The 17,298-nt window shown below is 41.9% G+C and carries 13 protein-coding genes; 7 read left to right on the top strand and 6 right to left on the bottom strand.

Annotation, left to right across the window (positions count from 1 at the left end; all coding sequences use genetic code 11):
- Positions 1 to 70 precede the first annotated feature (70 nt).
- Positions 71 to 430, bottom strand: coding sequence for a winged helix-turn-helix transcriptional regulator (locus ACTJKG_RS15190; RefSeq protein WP_172337359.1), 360 nt, complete (start codon positions 428 to 430; stop codon positions 71 to 73).
- Positions 431 to 540: 110 nt separating this feature from the next.
- Here ACTJKG_RS15190 and ACTJKG_RS15185 point away from each other — a divergent pair, with 110 nt between their 5' ends.
- A complete protein-coding gene (locus ACTJKG_RS15185) occupies positions 541 to 1,137 on the top strand; it encodes a short chain dehydrogenase (protein WP_172337358.1) in 597 nt (198 codons plus the stop codon).
- 253 nt (positions 1,138 to 1,390) lie between these two features.
- Here the strand turns inward: ACTJKG_RS15185 and ACTJKG_RS15180 are convergent, their stop codons facing one another.
- Both ACTJKG_RS15180 and ACTJKG_RS15175 read right to left on the bottom strand, forming a co-directional pair.
- The gene (locus ACTJKG_RS15180; protein ID WP_172337357.1) at positions 1,391 to 3,025 is read right to left on the bottom strand and encodes an ABC-F family ATP-binding cassette domain-containing protein; all 1,635 of its coding nucleotides are present in this window, start codon (positions 3,023 to 3,025) and stop codon (positions 1,391 to 1,393) included.
- A 183-nt stretch (positions 3,026 to 3,208) separates the two neighbouring features.
- Complete coding sequence (locus ACTJKG_RS15175; protein WP_172337438.1) at positions 3,209 to 3,325, bottom strand: hypothetical protein; 117 nt, start codon at positions 3,323 to 3,325, stop codon at positions 3,209 to 3,211.
- Between the two features lie 326 nt (positions 3,326 to 3,651).
- On the opposite strand from ACTJKG_RS15175, the gene ACTJKG_RS15170 reads away from it, so the two are divergent.
- The 6 genes from ACTJKG_RS15170 to ACTJKG_RS15145 all read left to right on the top strand — a co-directional run bounded on the left by ACTJKG_RS15170 (position 3,652) and on the right by ACTJKG_RS15145 (position 13,391).
- Positions 3,652 to 4,242, top strand: a complete 591-nt coding sequence (locus ACTJKG_RS15170; RefSeq protein ID WP_172337356.1) for an RNA polymerase sigma factor — start codon at positions 3,652 to 3,654, stop codon at positions 4,240 to 4,242.
- A gap of 71 nt (positions 4,243 to 4,313) precedes the next feature.
- Positions 4,314 to 5,258, top strand: a complete 945-nt coding sequence (locus ACTJKG_RS15165) for a FecR family protein (protein WP_440739704.1) — start codon at positions 4,314 to 4,316, stop codon at positions 5,256 to 5,258.
- 128 nt (positions 5,259 to 5,386) lie between these two features.
- Positions 5,387 to 8,779 carry a SusC/RagA family TonB-linked outer membrane protein gene (locus tag ACTJKG_RS15160; RefSeq protein WP_440739703.1) on the top strand — a complete coding sequence of 1,131 codons (3,393 nt, stop codon included), beginning with the start codon at positions 5,387 to 5,389 and terminating at the stop codon, positions 8,777 to 8,779.
- Positions 8,780 to 8,807: 28 nt separating this feature from the next.
- Positions 8,808 to 10,346 carry a RagB/SusD family nutrient uptake outer membrane protein gene (locus tag ACTJKG_RS15155; protein ID WP_440739702.1) on the top strand — a complete coding sequence of 513 codons (1,539 nt, stop codon included), beginning with the start codon at positions 8,808 to 8,810 and terminating at the stop codon, positions 10,344 to 10,346.
- Positions 10,347 to 10,418: 72 nt separating this feature from the next.
- Positions 10,419 to 11,468 (top strand): metallophosphoesterase, encoded by a 1,050-nt coding sequence (locus ACTJKG_RS15150; RefSeq protein ID WP_172337353.1) that lies wholly within the window; start codon positions 10,419 to 10,421, stop codon positions 11,466 to 11,468.
- Between the two features lie 66 nt (positions 11,469 to 11,534).
- Positions 11,535 to 13,391: an FG-GAP-like repeat-containing protein gene (locus ACTJKG_RS15145; protein ID WP_440739701.1), complete on the top strand. Its 1,857-nt coding sequence runs from the start codon at positions 11,535 to 11,537 to the stop codon at positions 13,389 to 13,391.
- Between the two features lie 367 nt (positions 13,392 to 13,758).
- Here ACTJKG_RS15145 and ACTJKG_RS15140 read toward each other — a convergent pair whose 3' ends face one another.
- The 3 genes from ACTJKG_RS15140 to ACTJKG_RS15130 all read right to left on the bottom strand — a co-directional run bounded on the left by ACTJKG_RS15140 (position 13,759) and on the right by ACTJKG_RS15130 (position 17,215).
- Positions 13,759 to 14,604, bottom strand: coding sequence for a hypothetical protein (locus ACTJKG_RS15140; RefSeq protein WP_172337351.1), 846 nt, complete (start codon positions 14,602 to 14,604; stop codon positions 13,759 to 13,761).
- A 544-nt stretch (positions 14,605 to 15,148) separates the two neighbouring features.
- Positions 15,149 to 16,288: a hypothetical protein gene (locus ACTJKG_RS15135; RefSeq protein WP_440739700.1), complete on the bottom strand. Its 1,140-nt coding sequence runs from the start codon at positions 16,286 to 16,288 to the stop codon at positions 15,149 to 15,151.
- A 33-nt stretch (positions 16,289 to 16,321) separates the two neighbouring features.
- On the bottom strand, positions 16,322 to 17,215 hold the full coding sequence (locus ACTJKG_RS15130) for a TssN family type VI secretion system protein (RefSeq protein WP_172337349.1): 894 nt from the start codon (positions 17,213 to 17,215) through the stop codon (positions 16,322 to 16,324).
- Positions 17,216 to 17,298 lie beyond the last annotated feature (83 nt).

Genomic DNA, 17,298 nt, shown 5'->3' with positions numbered 1-17,298 from the left:
GATTTCATCTATAACGAAGTTGTTTCATTCTTATTGTAACTGAAATGTTACAGTAGTTTAGATGACTTATTTAATTTTTTTCACTGACATCGGCGACAGTCATAATATGCTCAAGGCTCCATTCAGACATCAGTGTCATGATTTGGCGCAGGGATTTGCCTTTTTGACTTAGCGAGTATTCTACACGTGGGGGAATTTCCGGATAGGCCTTGCGGTCGATAATGCCGTCTGCCTCCAGCTCTTTCAAAGTCCGCGACAAGACTTTCAATGCCATGGTTGGAATGGTTTTGTGCAATTCACCGAAGCGCATAGAGCCTTTGAGGAGCAGCCAGATGATAGGCGGTTTCCACTTGCCACCAATCACATCAATGGTTGCTGTAATAGGACATTCCTCTGCACTGTGATATTTTTGAATTTTATTTTCTTCCATACTTCAGCAATAGCTTATTTAATACCTTTTTGTCATTACTTGACAAAAAGGTAACTACTTGACAAAAGTATAGTATTAGGCTAGCTTCGTCAAATAAAAGGAAATAAACTATGAAAATTATCATCATCGGTGCCACTGGCACTATTGGAAAACATGTAGTAAAAGCGTTGGAAACCGGCAACGAGATCATAAAGGTAGGGTTGAAAAGTGGAGACCATCAGGTAGATATAAGCGACACCAGATCTATCAGAAATTTGTTCGAAAAAGTTGGCCGATTTGACGCGTTGATCAGCACGACAGGCGACGCGCATTTCGGTCCGCTTAAAGATATGGCCGATTCAGAATTCAGGATCGGACTTAACAGCAAACTGATGGGGCAGATCAACCTGGTCTTAATAGGTCAGCACTATATCAATCCAAAAGGTTCATTTACGCTAACTTCCGGCAGCTTAAGTGAAGATCCGGTCACATTTGGAGCGGCGGTAAGTGCTATTAACGGTGCCTTGGATTCATTTGTTAAAGCAGCCGCTATTGAGTTGGAAAATAACGTACGTATCAATGCGATAGGCCCGGATGTGGTAGAGGAATCACCCCAATATTTTCCATACTTTTCGGGACATATACCGGTAACTATGCGCCGGGTTGCACAGGCCTATGTTAAAAGCGTTTTGGGCGCACAAACCGGGCAGGCTTATAAAGTACTTTAAGGAAAGAGTGCTCCGCAACACGTTTAAAACAAGTATCAAATAGAGGTGTTGAATTATGTTCATAGCTTATTTATTCATAATAAGGATAATTCATGTATCCTGATCGAAAAAGAAGTAGATTTTATTGACGTAAAAAAGGAGACAACAAATATGTTGTCTCCTTAACTGCCCTGCTGATCACAGTTTACTAATTTTTTATGGAGAGCTTAAGGAAATTGGCTGCAATAACTTGAAGATCGGATTAATAGATCATTTAACTTTGTTCGATCTCTTTTAAGCTATCCATCTTTTTGTAGGCTAAAAATCCTTTGATATCCTCAAAGTGCTCGCGTACACGTTTATTACCAAACTCAAATACTTTTTTCACCAGTCCATTCAGGAAATCCCTATCGTGAGATACCAGGATCAAAGTGCCATCAAAATCCCTAAGCGCATCTTTAATAATGTCTTTGGTCTTCATGTCTAAATGGTTGGTGGGCTCATCCAGTATTAATAAATTCACGGGTTCCAACAATAACTTGATCATGGCTAAACGTGTTTTCTCTCCTCCGGAAAGTACCTTTACTTTTTTGGTGGTATCATCACCGCTGAACATAAACGCACCTAAAAGATCCTTGATCTTTACCGTGCCATCGCTTAACGGAATCTGGTCGATGGTTTCAAATACGGTTAAATTTCCATCCAGTAATGCGGCCTGGTTCTGGGCAAAATACCCGATCTTGCAATTGTAACCTACTTTCAAGCTCCCTTCAAAATCGATCTCGTTCATAATAGCTTTGATCATGGTTGACTTACCTTCACCATTTTTGCCCACAAAAGCTACCTTTTCTCCCCGTTCAATCACCATAGACGCGTTTTTGAACACGACATGGTCGCCGTATGTTTTGGTCAGGTCTTCTACCATTACCGGGTATTGCCCTGAGCGTGGTGAAGGTGGGAATTTCAACCGTAATGCCGAAGTATCTACTTCATCTATCTCGATAATTTCAAGTTTCTCAAGCATCTTTACACGCGATTGTACCTGCAAAGTTTTTGAATAAGTTCCTCTAAAGCGATCTATAAACTCCTGATTATCTGCTATGAAACGCTGCTGCTCCTCATAGGCTTTCAATTGATGCACGCGGCGGTCGGCACGCAACTGAAGATAATGAGTGTATTTGGCTTTATAATCATATATCCTGCCCATGGTAACTTCGATGGTACGGTTGGTGATGTTATCTACAAAAGCACGGTCGTGCGAGATCACCATCACTGCCTTTGCCGAGTTGATCAGAAAGTCTTCTAACCATTGTATGCTCTCGATATCCATGTGATTGGTAGGTTCATCAAGTAAAATAAGATCTGGCTTTTTTAACAAAATTTTGGCCAGCTCAATACGCATCCGCCAGCCACCCGAAAATTCAGAAGTTTGCCGGCTAAAGTCTTTACGATCAAAACCTAGCCCTTTTAGCACTTTTTCTACTTCAGCATCATAATTGGTGACTTCTACGGTATAAACTTTCTCACTCAGTTCTGATACCCGCTCAATCAGCTTCATGTAATCATCAGTTTCGTAATCGGTACGGATGTTAAGCTGTTCATTTAGCTCATCGAGCTCCTTTTGCATTTGGTTCGCCTCTTCAAATGCTTTCATCGTTTCTTCAAACACGGTAACCTTATCCTGAGTGAGCAAATGCTGTGGCAAATAGGCAATTACCGCGTCCTTAGGACCGGTTACGCTACCGGTAGTAGGTTTGGTTACATCGGCAATTATTTTGAGGATGGTAGATTTACCCGCACCATTCTTGCCCATCAGGGCTATTTTATCGTTCTCGTTTATAGAGAAGGTTACATCACTAAAGAGCGTGGTTCCGCCAAATGAAACGGAAATGTTATTTACATTTATCACAGTATGAGCTTATTGAATTAGGTGCAAAGATGGTAAACCTTAACGAGAAATAGAACTGCAAAAATTATTGTTGTAAATATTTGTTTATCAGGGTTTTATCAATATTAAAAAAAGAGACAACACATAGGTGTTGTCTCCTTAAGTGAGCTTCTGCCCGCAATTTCGAACTCTTTTATAGAGAAGTTAACGATGTAATGATTTTTTACGTAAATAATTCAATAACTCTTTTGGCCTGTCTGTTTGGATGATGGTTGCCCCATGGGCAATTAGCCAGTCCCAGCTGTCCTTAGTATTACCCAGATTTACCGCTTTATAATCATCGTACCTGGCATTGAAACATGGTCATAGCGAGTTTGATCCGTGTTGATCGATGTATGCTTATTTAATAAAATGGCCGAGTATCAGTTTTAAAATTCAACTTAGAGGCTACCGGTTTCATGTGCTCCTGGTAATCCTTAATAATTTGTTTTGCGTCCGGTTTGTCCTGGCGCATTTTGACTTTCAATCACTTGTCATAAATTCGGCCATTTAATTTTTTATACAATTTAGATCATTGTAATTTCATGAGGTAATTATTTCCTTAAAGTTCAGTTAACATTAGTAGTGTAGGTTTGCGCCACTAAGTAATGGAAACTGCTGACGCTATTTTACTCTCACGTATCCGGGAAGACGATCATTCGGCTTTTGACCAGATGTTTGAGCGTTATTGGGAGCGGTTATATCGGGCAGCCCTGTCACGGCTTGATGACGAGGCGCAGGCACAAGACCTTGTGCAGGAGATTTTTATCAAGCTCTGGCAACGCAGGCGCAGTTTATCTATTCAAACCACCCTGGAGCAATATTTATTAAGCGCCGTACGCTTTAGCGTGATCAGTCATTTCAGATCGCAAAAAGTTACGCATGTGCGCCTGGAGGATGCCTTGCAAAGGGTGGAACTGCTGGAGAACTCTATTCATGACCATGCCGGATACCTGGAGTTGGAGCAAACACTTGAACAAGCGGTTAAACATATGCCCGAAATGCTGCAAAGGGTTTATCAATTGCGCAGCGAACATCAATCCGTAAAAGCCATTGCCAGCAAACTGGGTTTGGCCGAGCAAACGGTAAAAAATTATATCTCCGAAGTACTGCGGAGACTGCGCATAGTTGTTTCCGAAAAACACCCCGAACAAAGTGCTGCTTATATAGCTCTGGTATTATTTGTGCTTTACAATTAGTTAACAAAATGTTGATGTAAATTATAAGTACCTGTATGGCTTTTTAACGACTTACTGTTGAAAACCCCAACATGGAGCTACGTAAATTTATAAAACAATTGCGCCGGTATCAGAAAGATACAACTAATGAAACCGAAAAGGCCATCATTGAAGCTTGGTATGAATCGTACAAGACCGAAAGTGAAAAGAAATCCCTGCCTAAAGAAGAACTTGAGCGTGCCAGAAATGTTATACAAGCTAACATCAGCGTATCTATTCACAAACCTGTGCCATCATTATGGTTCAACTATCGAATTGCCGCGAGCGTTTTGTTATTATGCTCTTTGTCTGCCCTGATTTACTTTCTGCGCAGGCCTATAGCCCCACCCAAGGAAATCTTTACTACTTTAAGAACACTTAACGGCGAGATCCGGAAACTAACCCTGTCCGATAGTTCGGTTATTTGGCTGAACGCGCAAAGCAGGATTCGTATCCCTTCCAATTTTGATAAAAATATACGTCAGGTTTATTTAGATGAAGGTGAGGCCTTTTTTGAGATAAAACACAATAGACATAAATCATTCAGGGTTATTACCGCTCCTTTACAAGTACAGGTCTTAGGAACCTCATTCAATATCAATGCCTATCATAGTCTGCCCCATGTAAGGGTCACTGTAGCTACTGGTAAGGTTGGAGTGAGCAAGGGAGCAAAGCTGCTGTCATTCCTCACGCCTGGGCACGAGCTTACTTATGTGGCCAATAAGGGAACTTTTGAGCAGAAGGTAGTAGACGCCAGTCAGAGCCAAAGCTGGAAAGACGGCGATACCTATTTGAACCGCGTAAAATTTGAAGAGCTATCACTTGTTTTTAAAAACTTGTACGGTCTTACTTTAAAAGCAGGTAATCAACGGGTGCATGATTATCTGTTCAGTTTACGTATTAAACGCGATATGCCTGCCTCAGAAACGCTAAAACTCATCAGCGCTATACACAATGCACATTTCAGAAAGGAGGGCACTAACGTAATTATTTATTAGCCCTAATTAATAAAGAAACCGGTCCCTGTTTCAGCAGGAGCCGGCTTTAGTTTTCAGCAGGTGAAGGTTTGCCGACCCCGCCTGCCATGCTCAGCAACTATTTGACTCATTACAAAGCAATCAAAAATATGAATTTCCATACACAGTTATGCAGACAGTTTATGCGTATCTCTTTTTTACTTATTTCCATATCATTAACCATTGGCCTGGTATCGGTACGGGCCACTGAGTTAGCTGCCCAGGGGGTAAATACCCGGGTAGATATTAGCTTCGGCAAGGAGGACCTTTCTTCGGTTATCAAAAAACTAGAGCAAAAGGCCAATGTGGTATTTGCCTATGACGACGTATTTTTAAATCTCGCCGGCAAATATGTCGACGCGGCGGATTTTAAAAATGAAAGCCTGAAAAACATCCTTATGGCCCTATTCAAAGGGCAGGAGATCGGTTTTAAAGAACAGGCCGGTAACATTATACTTTACCGGCAACTTACCGGGCGGATAAGCGGTAGGGTCACAGATGAAAACGGTGAGCCCATGCCTGGCGCGTCGGTCAGTATCCTGGGCACTTCGTACGGTATGATAACCGATCTTGATGGTAAATATAACCTCAGCCTGCCCGAGGGTACTTACACGGTAGCCGTTACGTTTGTAGGCTACAACCGTGTAGAATCTGCCAATGTTAAAGTTACCGGCAACCGGGCCACGGTGTTAAATATCCGTTTGACGGCAGATAATCAGCTTAAAGAAGTTACGGTAAGTTACGGTAAACAACGCGCCCGCGAGGTTACAGGTTCAATAGCACAGCTTAGTGCCGCGCCATTGCAGGATATGCCGGTAATACAGTTTGCGCAACAATTGGAGGGTAAGGTAGCTGGTGTATCGGTTGTGCAAAGCAGTGGTCAGCCGGGCAGAGGGATAGATTTCCGTATTCGTGGTGCTGCATCTTTTTTTACAGATAACCAGCCTCTTTTTGTAATTGATGGGATGCCTATAACAGGTAGTATCAACAATATTAATCCCGATGAGATTGAGAGTTTTAGTATCCTGAAAGATGCGTCTGCTACGGCTTTGTACGGTTCAAGGGCTTCTAACGGAGTGATACTCATAACTACACGTCACGCTAAACCCGGTACGGGTACCTCGGTAGAATTTAATGCCAACTACGGTGTGCAATCTATCCCAGGCAATAAGGTGCCTAAAGTGATGAATGCCGAGCAGTTTGCTGAGTTTATGAGAGAGCGGGCAGAGGATGGTTTGTTATATGAAAAAAATTACACCATCGCCAAAGACTATAAAGCCGCTTACCTTGATGTCGACCCTTCAAGCTATGGTACCGGAACCAACTGGTATAAACTGCTTACGCGCACCGCGCCTATTCAGAATTACGATGTAACCATACAGTCGGCAACAGAAAAATCATCTTCCACTGCTATAGTAAGTTACCAGGATCAGCAAGGTGTTTTAATTAACACGGGGACACGTTTATTTTCTGCACGTTTCAATAAAGATCTGTCTGTAGCCAATGGCAGACTAAAAATGGGAGTTAATTTGGCGCCAAGCTACCGCCTGGATCATAACAACCGTTTAACAACAGATGGTGTGGGTGGCTTATTTGAGCGCATCTTCGAAGCCAGCCCGCTGATCTCTCCTTTCAATGCCGATGGATCTTATCAGCGCAATGTGAGTTCACCAGGCATGGTAGCCTATGTTAATCCATTGGCCCAGTTTAATCTTACTAATGATAATTACAAAACTACACGCATACTTGGAAATGCTTACCTCAATTATGAGGTTATCAAAGATCTGTTGTTAAAAGTAAATGTAGGCGTTGATAAGGGTGGCGAAACACGTAACTATTATCAGTCGGGTATTGTAACTTCTACAGCTAATAACCCAACCGGTACCAGCAGCTCAGTTGATAATGGTTCATATACAGCAGAGGGTTATCTGAACTATACTAAAACTTTTCATCAGGATCATCATTTCGAAATATTAGGAGGATATTCTGTTCAAAAGTATTCATCAACATCAAATACGCTAACCGGCCTGGGGTTCCCGAACGATGATATCCCATACCTGACCGCGGCCACCAGCGTAACCGGTAATAGCTCCTACACCGCTTATTCATTATTGTCGGTTATCGGACGTATTAACTATAATTATAAAGGCAAGTACCTGCTGCAGGGAGCATTCCGTAACGATGGATCTTCGCGTTTTGGTGCAAATTCCCGGTACGGTAATTTTCCTTCTGTATCGGCTGGCTGGGTAGTAAGCGACGAGAAATTTATGGAACGTTTAAAAGCCGTTGACCTGTTTAAAATTCGCGCCAGTTATGGTGTAACAGGTAATAACTTCTTTTCGAGCAATTATGTAGCACAATCTACTACTTCAAATTACTATTACAATTACAACAATACCATTACACAGGGTACTACGCTTAGTAATTTGGGTAATCCTAATTTGCAATGGGAGCGGAGTTTACAGCTTGATTTAGGGTTTGATTTGAGTTTGCTGAAAAACCGTATCAGTTTGACTTACGATTATTATCACAAAATTTCTGACCACCTGATACAAGCCAGGCCATTGCCAACTTCATCGGGTTATACAACAGTTTATGATAACGTAGGTAAGCTGGCATTCTGGGGGCATGAAATTACCATCAACACAGTTAATATTAATAAACACGATTTGAAGTGGAATAGCTCTTTCAATATTTCATTCGATCGTAACATCATCAAGAGTCTGGTATCGCCAGGTTACATCCGCCGAAATAATACCGTAACCTCCGATTATTTCCGCCAGCAGGTTGGCCACCACTTGGGTGAGTTTTACGGCTTTGTTTTTGAAGGTTTGTATAAAGACGCGGCCGATCTCGCCAACTCTCCAAAATACCTGGCTACAACTACTTCGCCTAATGGTTCATCAGATATAGGAACTATTAAGGTTAAAGACATTAATGGCGACGGTGTGATTGATGACGTGAACGACCGCACCTTTATCGGCGACCCTACGCCAACGTTTACAGGCGGTTTTACCAATAATTTTGTCTATAAAAGGTTCGACCTTAATATCCATACATCATTTTCCGTAGGAGGGAAAATCCTGAATGCAGCAAAATGGGCTTATCAAACCAATATGGATGGTTCGCGCGTGCCACTGGCCGCCGCGCTTGATCACTGGCGTTCTGTTGACGACCCCGGGTCGGGTATTTATCCGCGCACTAAAACAGGTACTACAGCAATCGGCCGTGAAGTAAACTCCCAATGGATCGAAAATGGCTCGTATTTCGCCATCAAAAACATTTCGCTGGGTTATACCATACCGTTTAAAAATAATATCGCCTTCAAAGCTCTTCGTGTTTATGCTTCGGTACAACAGGCATTTGTATTTACCGGTTACTCGGGCATGAACCCGGAGATTAACCTGAGCGGGCAGGATCCAACCCAGGGTATTGGTGTTGATGAAAATGCGTACCCCATCCCAAGGACTTTCTCATTAGGTGTTTCAGCCTCCATAAAATAAATCGAAAGCAAAACTTAAAAAGAGCACAATGAAAAAAATATATATTTTGATGGGGCTATTCTTACTAACAGCGGCCTCATGTAAAAAAAGCTTTATTGATTTAGCGCCCCAGTCATCATACAGCGATCAAAACTATTATAAAACCGATGCACAGTTTGGGCAGGCAGTTACAGCGGCTTACGCAGGTTTGCGAGACGTAGTAACAACAGACTACCTGTTTTCTGAAATGCGCTCAGATAACACCATTTATCAGTCGTTTTTAAATAACAGGGGTACAGCGTATACCGATCGTGAAAAATTGTCTGATTTCATGGATGCCTCAACCGATAGTTATACCGCTACAGAATGGCAAAACGCGTATCTGGTAATATCCCGGGCAAATATTGTGATCTCGAGGCTTAAAACGGCGTCGGGTATTGCTGATGCTTCTGTGAAAAGCTATGACGGACAAAGCAAATTTCTGCGTGCGCTGATGTACTTTAAACTGGTGAGACTGTTTGGCGGCGTTCCGCTTTTTGTTAAGGAAGTGACTACGCCCGATGATGCATTCCTGCCGCGCTCATCTTCTGATGATGTGTACAAGCAGATCATTGCCGATGCCACTGATGCCTTAAACGAACTGGCGCCTCCGGCAAAGTTTCCGCAAACAGGAATTGCTACCAAAGGTTCGGCAGCTGTGCTGTTGGCCGATGTTTATGTAACGTTAAAGCGTTGGGCTGATGCAGAAACACAGCTGAACACTCTATCGACCATGGGCTATGGTTTGAACACCAATTACGCCGACGCCTTTTTACCTGCTAATAAAAACAACAAAGAGTCGCTGTTTGAAGTGCAGTTTTTGGATGGAACCCTTACCGGCGCCACACCCAATCCATTGTGCTTTCATTTCCTGCCACGCAGTAAAAATACATCGTTAATTACTACGCTGGCTATTGACAATACTACTACCGGTGGCTGGAATACACCAACACAGGATCTGATCAGTAATTATGAAACCGGCGACAAGCGTCTGGATGCCTCTATCGGTATTGCCGAGGGTACGTACGATGGCAGTAACTACTTTACTTATTCCGCGGTAAAAAGCATTGTAAATTACAGCGGAGCCCCAAGTGGAAAAACAGCGGTGCCTTATATCAAAAAATATGAGCATACACCAGCCGCCATAACCGGCTCTGCGGATGATTTTCCGATCTACCGTTATTCAGAGGCTTTACTATTACTGGCTGAGGCCCAAAACGAGCAGGGCAAATCACCGCTGGCGGCTTTAAATACAGTTAGGGCCCGTGCAGGTCTGGCTCCGGTTGCCGGTGCTGATCAGGCAACGCTGCGCAATACTATTTTGCATGAACGCCGTGTTGAGCTGGCATTCGAAAACAAGCGCTGGCACGATCTGACGCGTAGTGGTAATGCAGTTGATGTAATGAATGCTTTTGGTGTTAAGCTAAAGACCCAGATCAACTACATTTCGCCCGATTCATACATTGTTAATAGCAATAAGCTGTTATATCCTTTGCCTGAGGCTGAAATAGGCTTGAATACGTTGCTTACACAAAACCCCGGTTATTGATCTGATATTTTTTACATCCCCTCGTGCACATAGGGCAGGAGGGGATGTTATGAATCTTTAAACAAAAATATAATGCCGAATTACAGAAAGAAGTTCGCAGCCGGGTTTTGCCTTGGCCTGTTGTTACTGAATTATAATGCAAATGCCGAAAATAGTTTACCCCTGGCAGATACAGTTTTAAATACGCCCGGCCCCGACGCGGTAGTTAAACCCGGCGATTTTTGTATCGCGGTACTGCCCGATACACAATACTACCTGGCCCAGGCCCAGCTTGGTGGAACCTTTGACATGTTCAAAGCCCAGATTGACTGGATAAAAAAGAACCAGGTTAAAGAGAATATCGCTTATGTAGCACACATGGGTGATATCACCGAGCACGGCGATAATCCCGTCACCGCAAGGAGCGAATGGTACCTGGCCAAAACCGCACTTTACGGGCTGGAAAACCCGGTTAGCATACCTTATGGATTGGCTGTAGGTAATCATGACCAGTTTCCGTCGCAGTATCCGGTTAAGGGTACCACCAATGGCTATAATCAATATTTTGGTGTACAGCATTTTGAGGGCCGTTCTTACTACGGTGGTCATTATGGTAATAATAACGATAGCCACTATGACCTGTTTACGGCAGGCGGTGTTGATTTTATTGTGTTGTTTTTGGAGTTTGATGCTTTTAATGAAGACCAGGCAGGTATGTACAGTTGGGCCAACCAGATCCTGGCCAAATACGCAACCCGCAAGGCAATTGTGGTAAGCCATTCCATTTTACATTTTAACCCGGTAACCGGTTCCAATACGCCACAGGCCCCTTTTAATGCACAGGGTAAAGCCATTTATGAAAGCCTTAAAGGCAATCCCAACCTGTTTATGATGCTTTGCGGCCACGTAGGCGACAATGGCGAAGGTTATCGCTCCGAAACTTTTAATGGGCATACGGTTAAGGCTTTCCTTAACGATTATCAAAGCCGGCCAAACGGCGGGAATGGTTTAATGCGCTTGTACAAATTTTCGGTTAAGAACAATGAGTTATCGGTCAGAACATTTTCGCCTTATGCCAATACGAGTGAAACCGATGCCGACAGTCAGTTCACCGTTCCATTGTTTGATAAACCGGTAAAGTAAACCAAGCTAATTACACTATAATGTACTATATGTAAATCATCCTATCAAAATATATATCAACCTATCATGAAAAATAATAACACAAACTTTATCAAGGCGGCGGCCTGCTTGTTAAGCAGCCTACTGCTTTTTTCCAGCTGCCAGAAATCACAGCTTGGCGATACAAAAACAGTAAATAATAGTAAGCTGCCGGCTATTAACGAGCTTACTGCATCGGCAACAAGTCCTGAGATCAGGGTGTTGTCCTTCAACGTGAGGCATAATGACCCTTCCGACGCGCAATCTATTACCGAGCGGCAGGGTAACATCCGCCAGATCATTGTAGATAACAATCCCGATGTTTTCGGGTTGCAGGAGTTTTCGGATAATTCATTTGAAAACTGGTTTATCCCACAGATGGCAACACTGGGTTATGGGGTGTATTTTGATGAGTCGGCCGGTATGGGCACACCCAAAGTTATTTTTTATAAAACCAATCGTTTTACGCTGGAAAGCAGCGGTACTGTTGTACTTGGGCCAACCAATACCGGTACCTGGGCCAAATTGTTGGATAATTCAACAGGCCTCAGATATTTTGTAAGTAACAGTCACTGGCAGTTTGATTCGCAGCCAGTGAGGTTACAAAACTCTCAGGCGCTGGTGGCAGCCGTTAAGCAATACAATACTGAAAACCTGCCTGAAATTGTTTTTGGTGATTTTAACGCGAAGCCCAGTACCGAAGAGATCAACAACCTGAAGGATGGCCTGGATGTAGTGGATGCCCTTGGCGATACCGATGGCGACCTTACCTTTCACGGCTGGACAGATACTGGTACGGGTAAGATAGACTGGATGATGAGCGACCGGAGTATGTCTTTCACTTCATGGAAAGTAATTACCACCAGTTATAACGGTTTCTGGCCTTCAGATCACTGGCCGGTAATGGCAAACTTTGTGCCTGGTATTTTTGGCGGCGCCCATGCCGATGCCAACGGAAAAAGTGCGAATGCCAATACTAAATTCTCGTTTGCCGATATCAACGGCGACGGTAAAGCTGATAAAGTATACTGGAATGCTACCTATGATAGCGGCCGTCCGCAGATATTCCTGTCCAATGGTGATGGCACCTTTGCTGTGACAGCTGTGGTTCATACTGCTGGCGCTTCTACATCAACCACTACCCGTTACTATTACGCCGATGTGAACGGCGACGGCAAGGCGGATGAGATACTTTGGGATCCAACCTTAAACTCGGGGCATACACGTGTTTATTTGGCTACTACCAATGGTAATTTTAGCTCAACCGTGATCGACAACCCGGAAGGAACGAGTGCGGGTACTACCACCATTTATAACTTTGCCGATGTAAACGGCGATGGCAAGGCCGACAAGATCTATTGGAACGGTACGTTTGATTCGGGGCATACCCGGGTTTATCTGGCTACCTCAAACGGTAATTTCAGCGGTACGGTTGTGTCTGGTACCGAAGGTGCAAGCACTACAAGTGGCTCGGTATTTTATTATGCCGATGTGAACGGCGATGGAAAGGCAGATAAGATACTTTGGCAACCAACACTCAACTCAGGTAAACCATCAGTTTTCCTGTCAGATGGCGCCGGTACATTTACTGCCTCAACCTCATTCACCGATGCCGGTGCTTCAAGTGTTTCGGCAGCGACCGTATTTTATTTTACCGATGTAAATGGCGATGGCCGCGCCGATAAGATCTACTGGAACCCTGGTAATTATTTAGGTAAGCTCAAGATTTATTATGCTACCACTGCTAATACATTTGATGGGCCATATTATTCATTGCGGGGTACTTCACAAAGCGGGGATACTGATTTCTTTTTTGCTGATATTAACGGAGATGGAAAGAATGACCAGATCCGGTGGAACTACGCAGAAAACGGTGGCGAATTAAGAAATTATTTTGCAAAATAATTTCCCTGCTATCATGTTTTGAGCGTATTGAAAGCATGTGTTGGAAGAAAAGGAAATTCGCTTGACGAATGTTAAGAATTTAGATAAAGGTATAAGGCCTTGCCGGAAAATTTCGAACTCTTTTTGCGGCGATCTAAAGTTCTGGCTATCTTTTCTTATGCCCATAAAAGGATATGCCCATAACGGAATATTTCTTTCAGTGGCCTTCAGATCGCAATTTTCGAACCCTTTTACAGAAGATTTGAGGAAGTTAGCTTTGATGGTAGTATAGTTCGAACAATACAGGATCGATTTCCCGGGAATGGACCACTGATGGGTTACATCATTAAAACCAGGTAAGATTCTAATATATTTGAGAGATATAGACCTATGTTTTTAAGCTCCACTCAAAAGTAAAACCAGTAGTTATAGCTAAAATAATAGCTTCCAGGGTAAATTGTCCCTCGCTTGCCAGATTTACTATAAGATTGTCTTTGCCTAACATTGCGTAAAATACCGGCATAAACAATTGATTTTTTATAGCTAATATAATTAAAGTGAACAACAAATACTTTAGCCATCTTGCTGGTGAAAGTTTATCCCAAGTTAAGATAGCTATTATCACACAGGCCATAACAGGTTCAACAAAACTGATATATGAAGGAATGAGCACTTCAGGACCATAGGGCAATTTACACCATTCGTTTGTAGGAGCAAGGTGTGCGATCGAGTTCGTTACCGGCTTCCAGACTGCGGTAGTTAATGGACTCGCAACGAACATGAAAATAGCGGCTATGGCAGCTGCAGCCAAAAATTTAAGAAAGAAATTATTTAGCCTAGGAGCAGAGAAAGCTATTAATCCACACATTATAGCGATCGCCAGTAACTTTGGAATGTTGCTTATTAACATAAAGCCTATAGAATTGCTACAATAACCGTTCATGAATGGCCCTCTAAAGAGACTTTCTGTTAACATAGCATCTATAATAACCAGGAAAGCCCACTTTTTGGCAATAACTCCTCCAACTTTCTTCTCCGCTAATTGCCAAAAAAAGATCAAACCCAGGACTGAAACCACGCGAGTGAAGAATTTGTAAGGTGTGGTAATAACTGTAAAATCAGGGAAGGCTACATTCATCTCTTGGAGCATTACAACATGAATACTTAGCGAAAGCACCAGGCTAACGATAACTCCTATGCTAAATTTCAACCAGTTAATATTGTATTGTTGCATAAATTATTATAATGTTCAGGAAGGTTTCGTTTTAAGATTAAGGAAACTAAAGTAGCATTTTCACCGCATCGGGCTTGAAAAGCCAATAACAATATCTAAAAAATATCATTTGTGATTTTTTGCTATTAATGAAAAAGAGCTTTTGCTTTAAAAGCACCCTAAGTGAAAATTGAATACCTCATAGCCGCTTATTTAGCAAAAAACATACATAACTGTATTTTGATTAATTGAGAAGCGGAATTATGTTGAAATTTCGAACTCTTTTTTGTGGGCAGTGAATTTAGTATAAATATTATAGGTCAATAACGTGCAGTGATATAAAAAGTAGATGTTCTGAAGTGAACATCTACTTAAGTGACTTCCGATCACAGTTTAAAAGTTTTTTTATTAAAGATTTGAAAAGATCGACTTCGATATTTGATAAAACGAGATGAATAAAGAAAAAAAAGATTTTAACGCCCTTCTTGGAGGATAATTGATTTTACTTTTTTGTACAAAGTTCGATTATAAAAATTAAGTGGTTGTTTTATTCGGGATTTATGAGTTAGTCTAATAAAGTCCATGTACGCTTAGATTGTACAGTCTGTATCACTTGTTGTTCAGCTACCACAATGTTTTCCTTACGTTGGCCAATATATTCCAGACCGCTTAGTTTATTCCATAAAGCTACTATTACACGCAGGAATTCATCAACGGTTATCATAGATGAATTGATATCATGATGGTTGTAAACTATTTCTATTAGGCGGGCAAGTAACTCCTCAAAGTTGCCAGGTGTAACATCCTTCCATTCATAAAAATACTTGAGTAATTCTTCGCGTTCGGCACCGGGGATACTTTTTACAGTGCTGAAAAATATATGTGCCATTTCCGAAAAACATGACACCATATATACCGGTGGTTGTTGGTATACGATGTTACGGTACGAAAAATAGATTCGGGCAATATACTCCAGCATCTTTTCGCACAATATTTTTACGTTTTTACCAATGGTTGAAACAGATTCCTTTGAAGTTATTTTATCCAGAATACGAAACGACAGTAGCTGTAGGTTATTCAGTTGATTACTAAAATTTTCATAATACTTAACCAGTTCCGGGTGGCTTAATACTGATGTGCAAGGAGGGATGAAACTGATATCAGTTTGCAGATTATTGCCGTTTTTAATGAATTTGCCTACCTCCAGAAAATGGGAGCTTCGGCCGTTTATTTGCGAGGCCGGTATTATGGTAATATTGTATTGTTTATCAACCTCTGGATATCTTAAGGGAACCTCCTCCGGATCTGGATTGCCACTTGCCACGCGCTCGAACGGGTTGACGGTTAACAAGACGTAGTACGTTTCGGAATTTTCTGTTGCGTTATCCTGACCGAAATAATGGGTAAACAGCAATTCAGTACCTGTTCTGGATATATCAATGCGGTGGCCTTCGGCGGTTACCGCGCTACAATGGTTTATTTTAATCTGTACCTGATTTGAGGCCCTCTCTGTGATCTGTATATCCAACGCGGCAGATTCGTTCGCGACAGGTGGTAATAAGCCAAAGTTATGGTTATTGAGTTGAAGGGAGTTAGAATCCCTCACTATATCATGTATGAAATTATCCGTGCTAATAAAATGCCCGCTGGAAATTTTCATTCCGTCTACCCAGTTTACAGGCTTGTTTTTTAATGGACTAAGCATATCATATTTTTGTATGTAGATGTTATTAAAAGGTTACAGGTAAACGGCCTGATCGCCGGTGCGTTCTGGCTCGCTTACAATTTCAGAAACACGTTTGGCATATATTGTGTTTGCTTCAGTGATCTTATTCTCAGTTATGTTTAGATCGGGATCGATAAATCGCCGCTGTTTCCAAAAAGATGGTTTAGTGTAAAATATCCATTTATAACTGTCGGTTTTATTGGTTTTATATCCCACAGGCGCATTCGGAAATTTTAAATTATAATCATCAATAAATTTCTGAAACCATTGGCCAAAATTCATATTCGGCGGTGCTTTAGCCTTAACTTTTAGGGGTTCCGGATCATCCGTATTTTTATACAGATCAAGTTCCAACACCATTAGTTTATCAAAGTTAAGATGCTCCATACTAATATCTTCAGGTGTTCGTGGGTATTGCCATACTTTGTATATTTCCAGCGGGATGCTCATAAATGCAATATAAGCCCACCAGAAAATGGGCGGAAGCAAAAATATGATTACGCTGGTGGCAGCCCATAAACCATATTGCAAATTGTTTAGCCAATCAAAGCCCAGTTTAAAAAGATATATGCCCAGCAGGCAGGAAATCAGCGTGCAGAAAATAAAGAAGCCCTTTTTATTCAAAAGTTCATTTTCATGATATCTACCAGCAAGCCATACGTAAACAGAACCAAGGGTTAGGTAAATAAGTTGACAAAATAAATAACCCCAAGGCATAAATTGCAGATCGAGAAAGCCCAACAGACCGGGAATGCCCAAAATAACGGCTGTTAACAGAATAATAACAATGAGGCGTTTATTGCTTAGGAGCTTATTCTTTTTGTTAATTATGGTCATAATTGCCGCAGCAATCACGAAGATGAGGGGGAAGATAAGATAACGTATAAAAAATGATTTAACGTCCATGATATAATTGTATGTTCAGGTCTGTAACGGGCTTAAAAAATAAATTTGATATAAGTCTAATCAATTACCAATAATTGTGGTTA

This window comes from Mucilaginibacter sp. 22184 (assembly GCF_052045695.1).
Taxonomy (GTDB): Bacteria; Bacteroidota; Bacteroidia; order Sphingobacteriales; family Sphingobacteriaceae; genus Mucilaginibacter.
The sequence above is the reverse complement of the archived record's forward strand: the minus strand, read 5'-3'. Positions and strand labels throughout refer to the sequence as shown.

Bases quoted from the DNA above. Each gene is read 5' to 3' on its own strand.
- ACTJKG_RS15190 (WP_172337359.1), bottom strand. From the start codon at position 430: ATGGAAGAAAATAAAATTCAAAAATATCACAGTGCAGAGGAATGTCCT.
- ACTJKG_RS15185 (WP_172337358.1), top strand. From the start codon at position 541: ATGAAAATTATCATCATCGGTGCCACTGGCACTATTGGAAAACATGTA.
- ACTJKG_RS15170 (WP_172337356.1), top strand. From the start codon at position 3,652: ATGGAAACTGCTGACGCTATTTTACTCTCACGTATCCGGGAAGACGAT.
- ACTJKG_RS15165 (WP_440739704.1), top strand. From the start codon at position 4,314: ATGGAGCTACGTAAATTTATAAAACAATTGCGCCGGTATCAGAAAGAT.
- ACTJKG_RS15160 (WP_440739703.1), top strand. From the start codon at position 5,387: ATGAATTTCCATACACAGTTATGCAGACAGTTTATGCGTATCTCTTTT.
- ACTJKG_RS15155 (WP_440739702.1), top strand. From the start codon at position 8,808: ATGAAAAAAATATATATTTTGATGGGGCTATTCTTACTAACAGCGGCC.
- ACTJKG_RS15150 (WP_172337353.1), top strand. From the start codon at position 10,419: ATGCCGAATTACAGAAAGAAGTTCGCAGCCGGGTTTTGCCTTGGCCTG.
- ACTJKG_RS15145 (WP_440739701.1), top strand. From the start codon at position 11,535: ATGAAAAATAATAACACAAACTTTATCAAGGCGGCGGCCTGCTTGTTA.
- ACTJKG_RS15140 (WP_172337351.1), bottom strand. From the start codon at position 14,604: ATGCAACAATACAATATTAACTGGTTGAAATTTAGCATAGGAGTTATC.
- ACTJKG_RS15135 (WP_440739700.1), bottom strand. From the start codon at position 16,288: ATGCTTAGTCCATTAAAAAACAAGCCTGTAAACTGGGTAGACGGAATG.
- ACTJKG_RS15130 (WP_172337349.1), bottom strand. From the start codon at position 17,215: ATGGACGTTAAATCATTTTTTATACGTTATCTTATCTTCCCCCTCATC.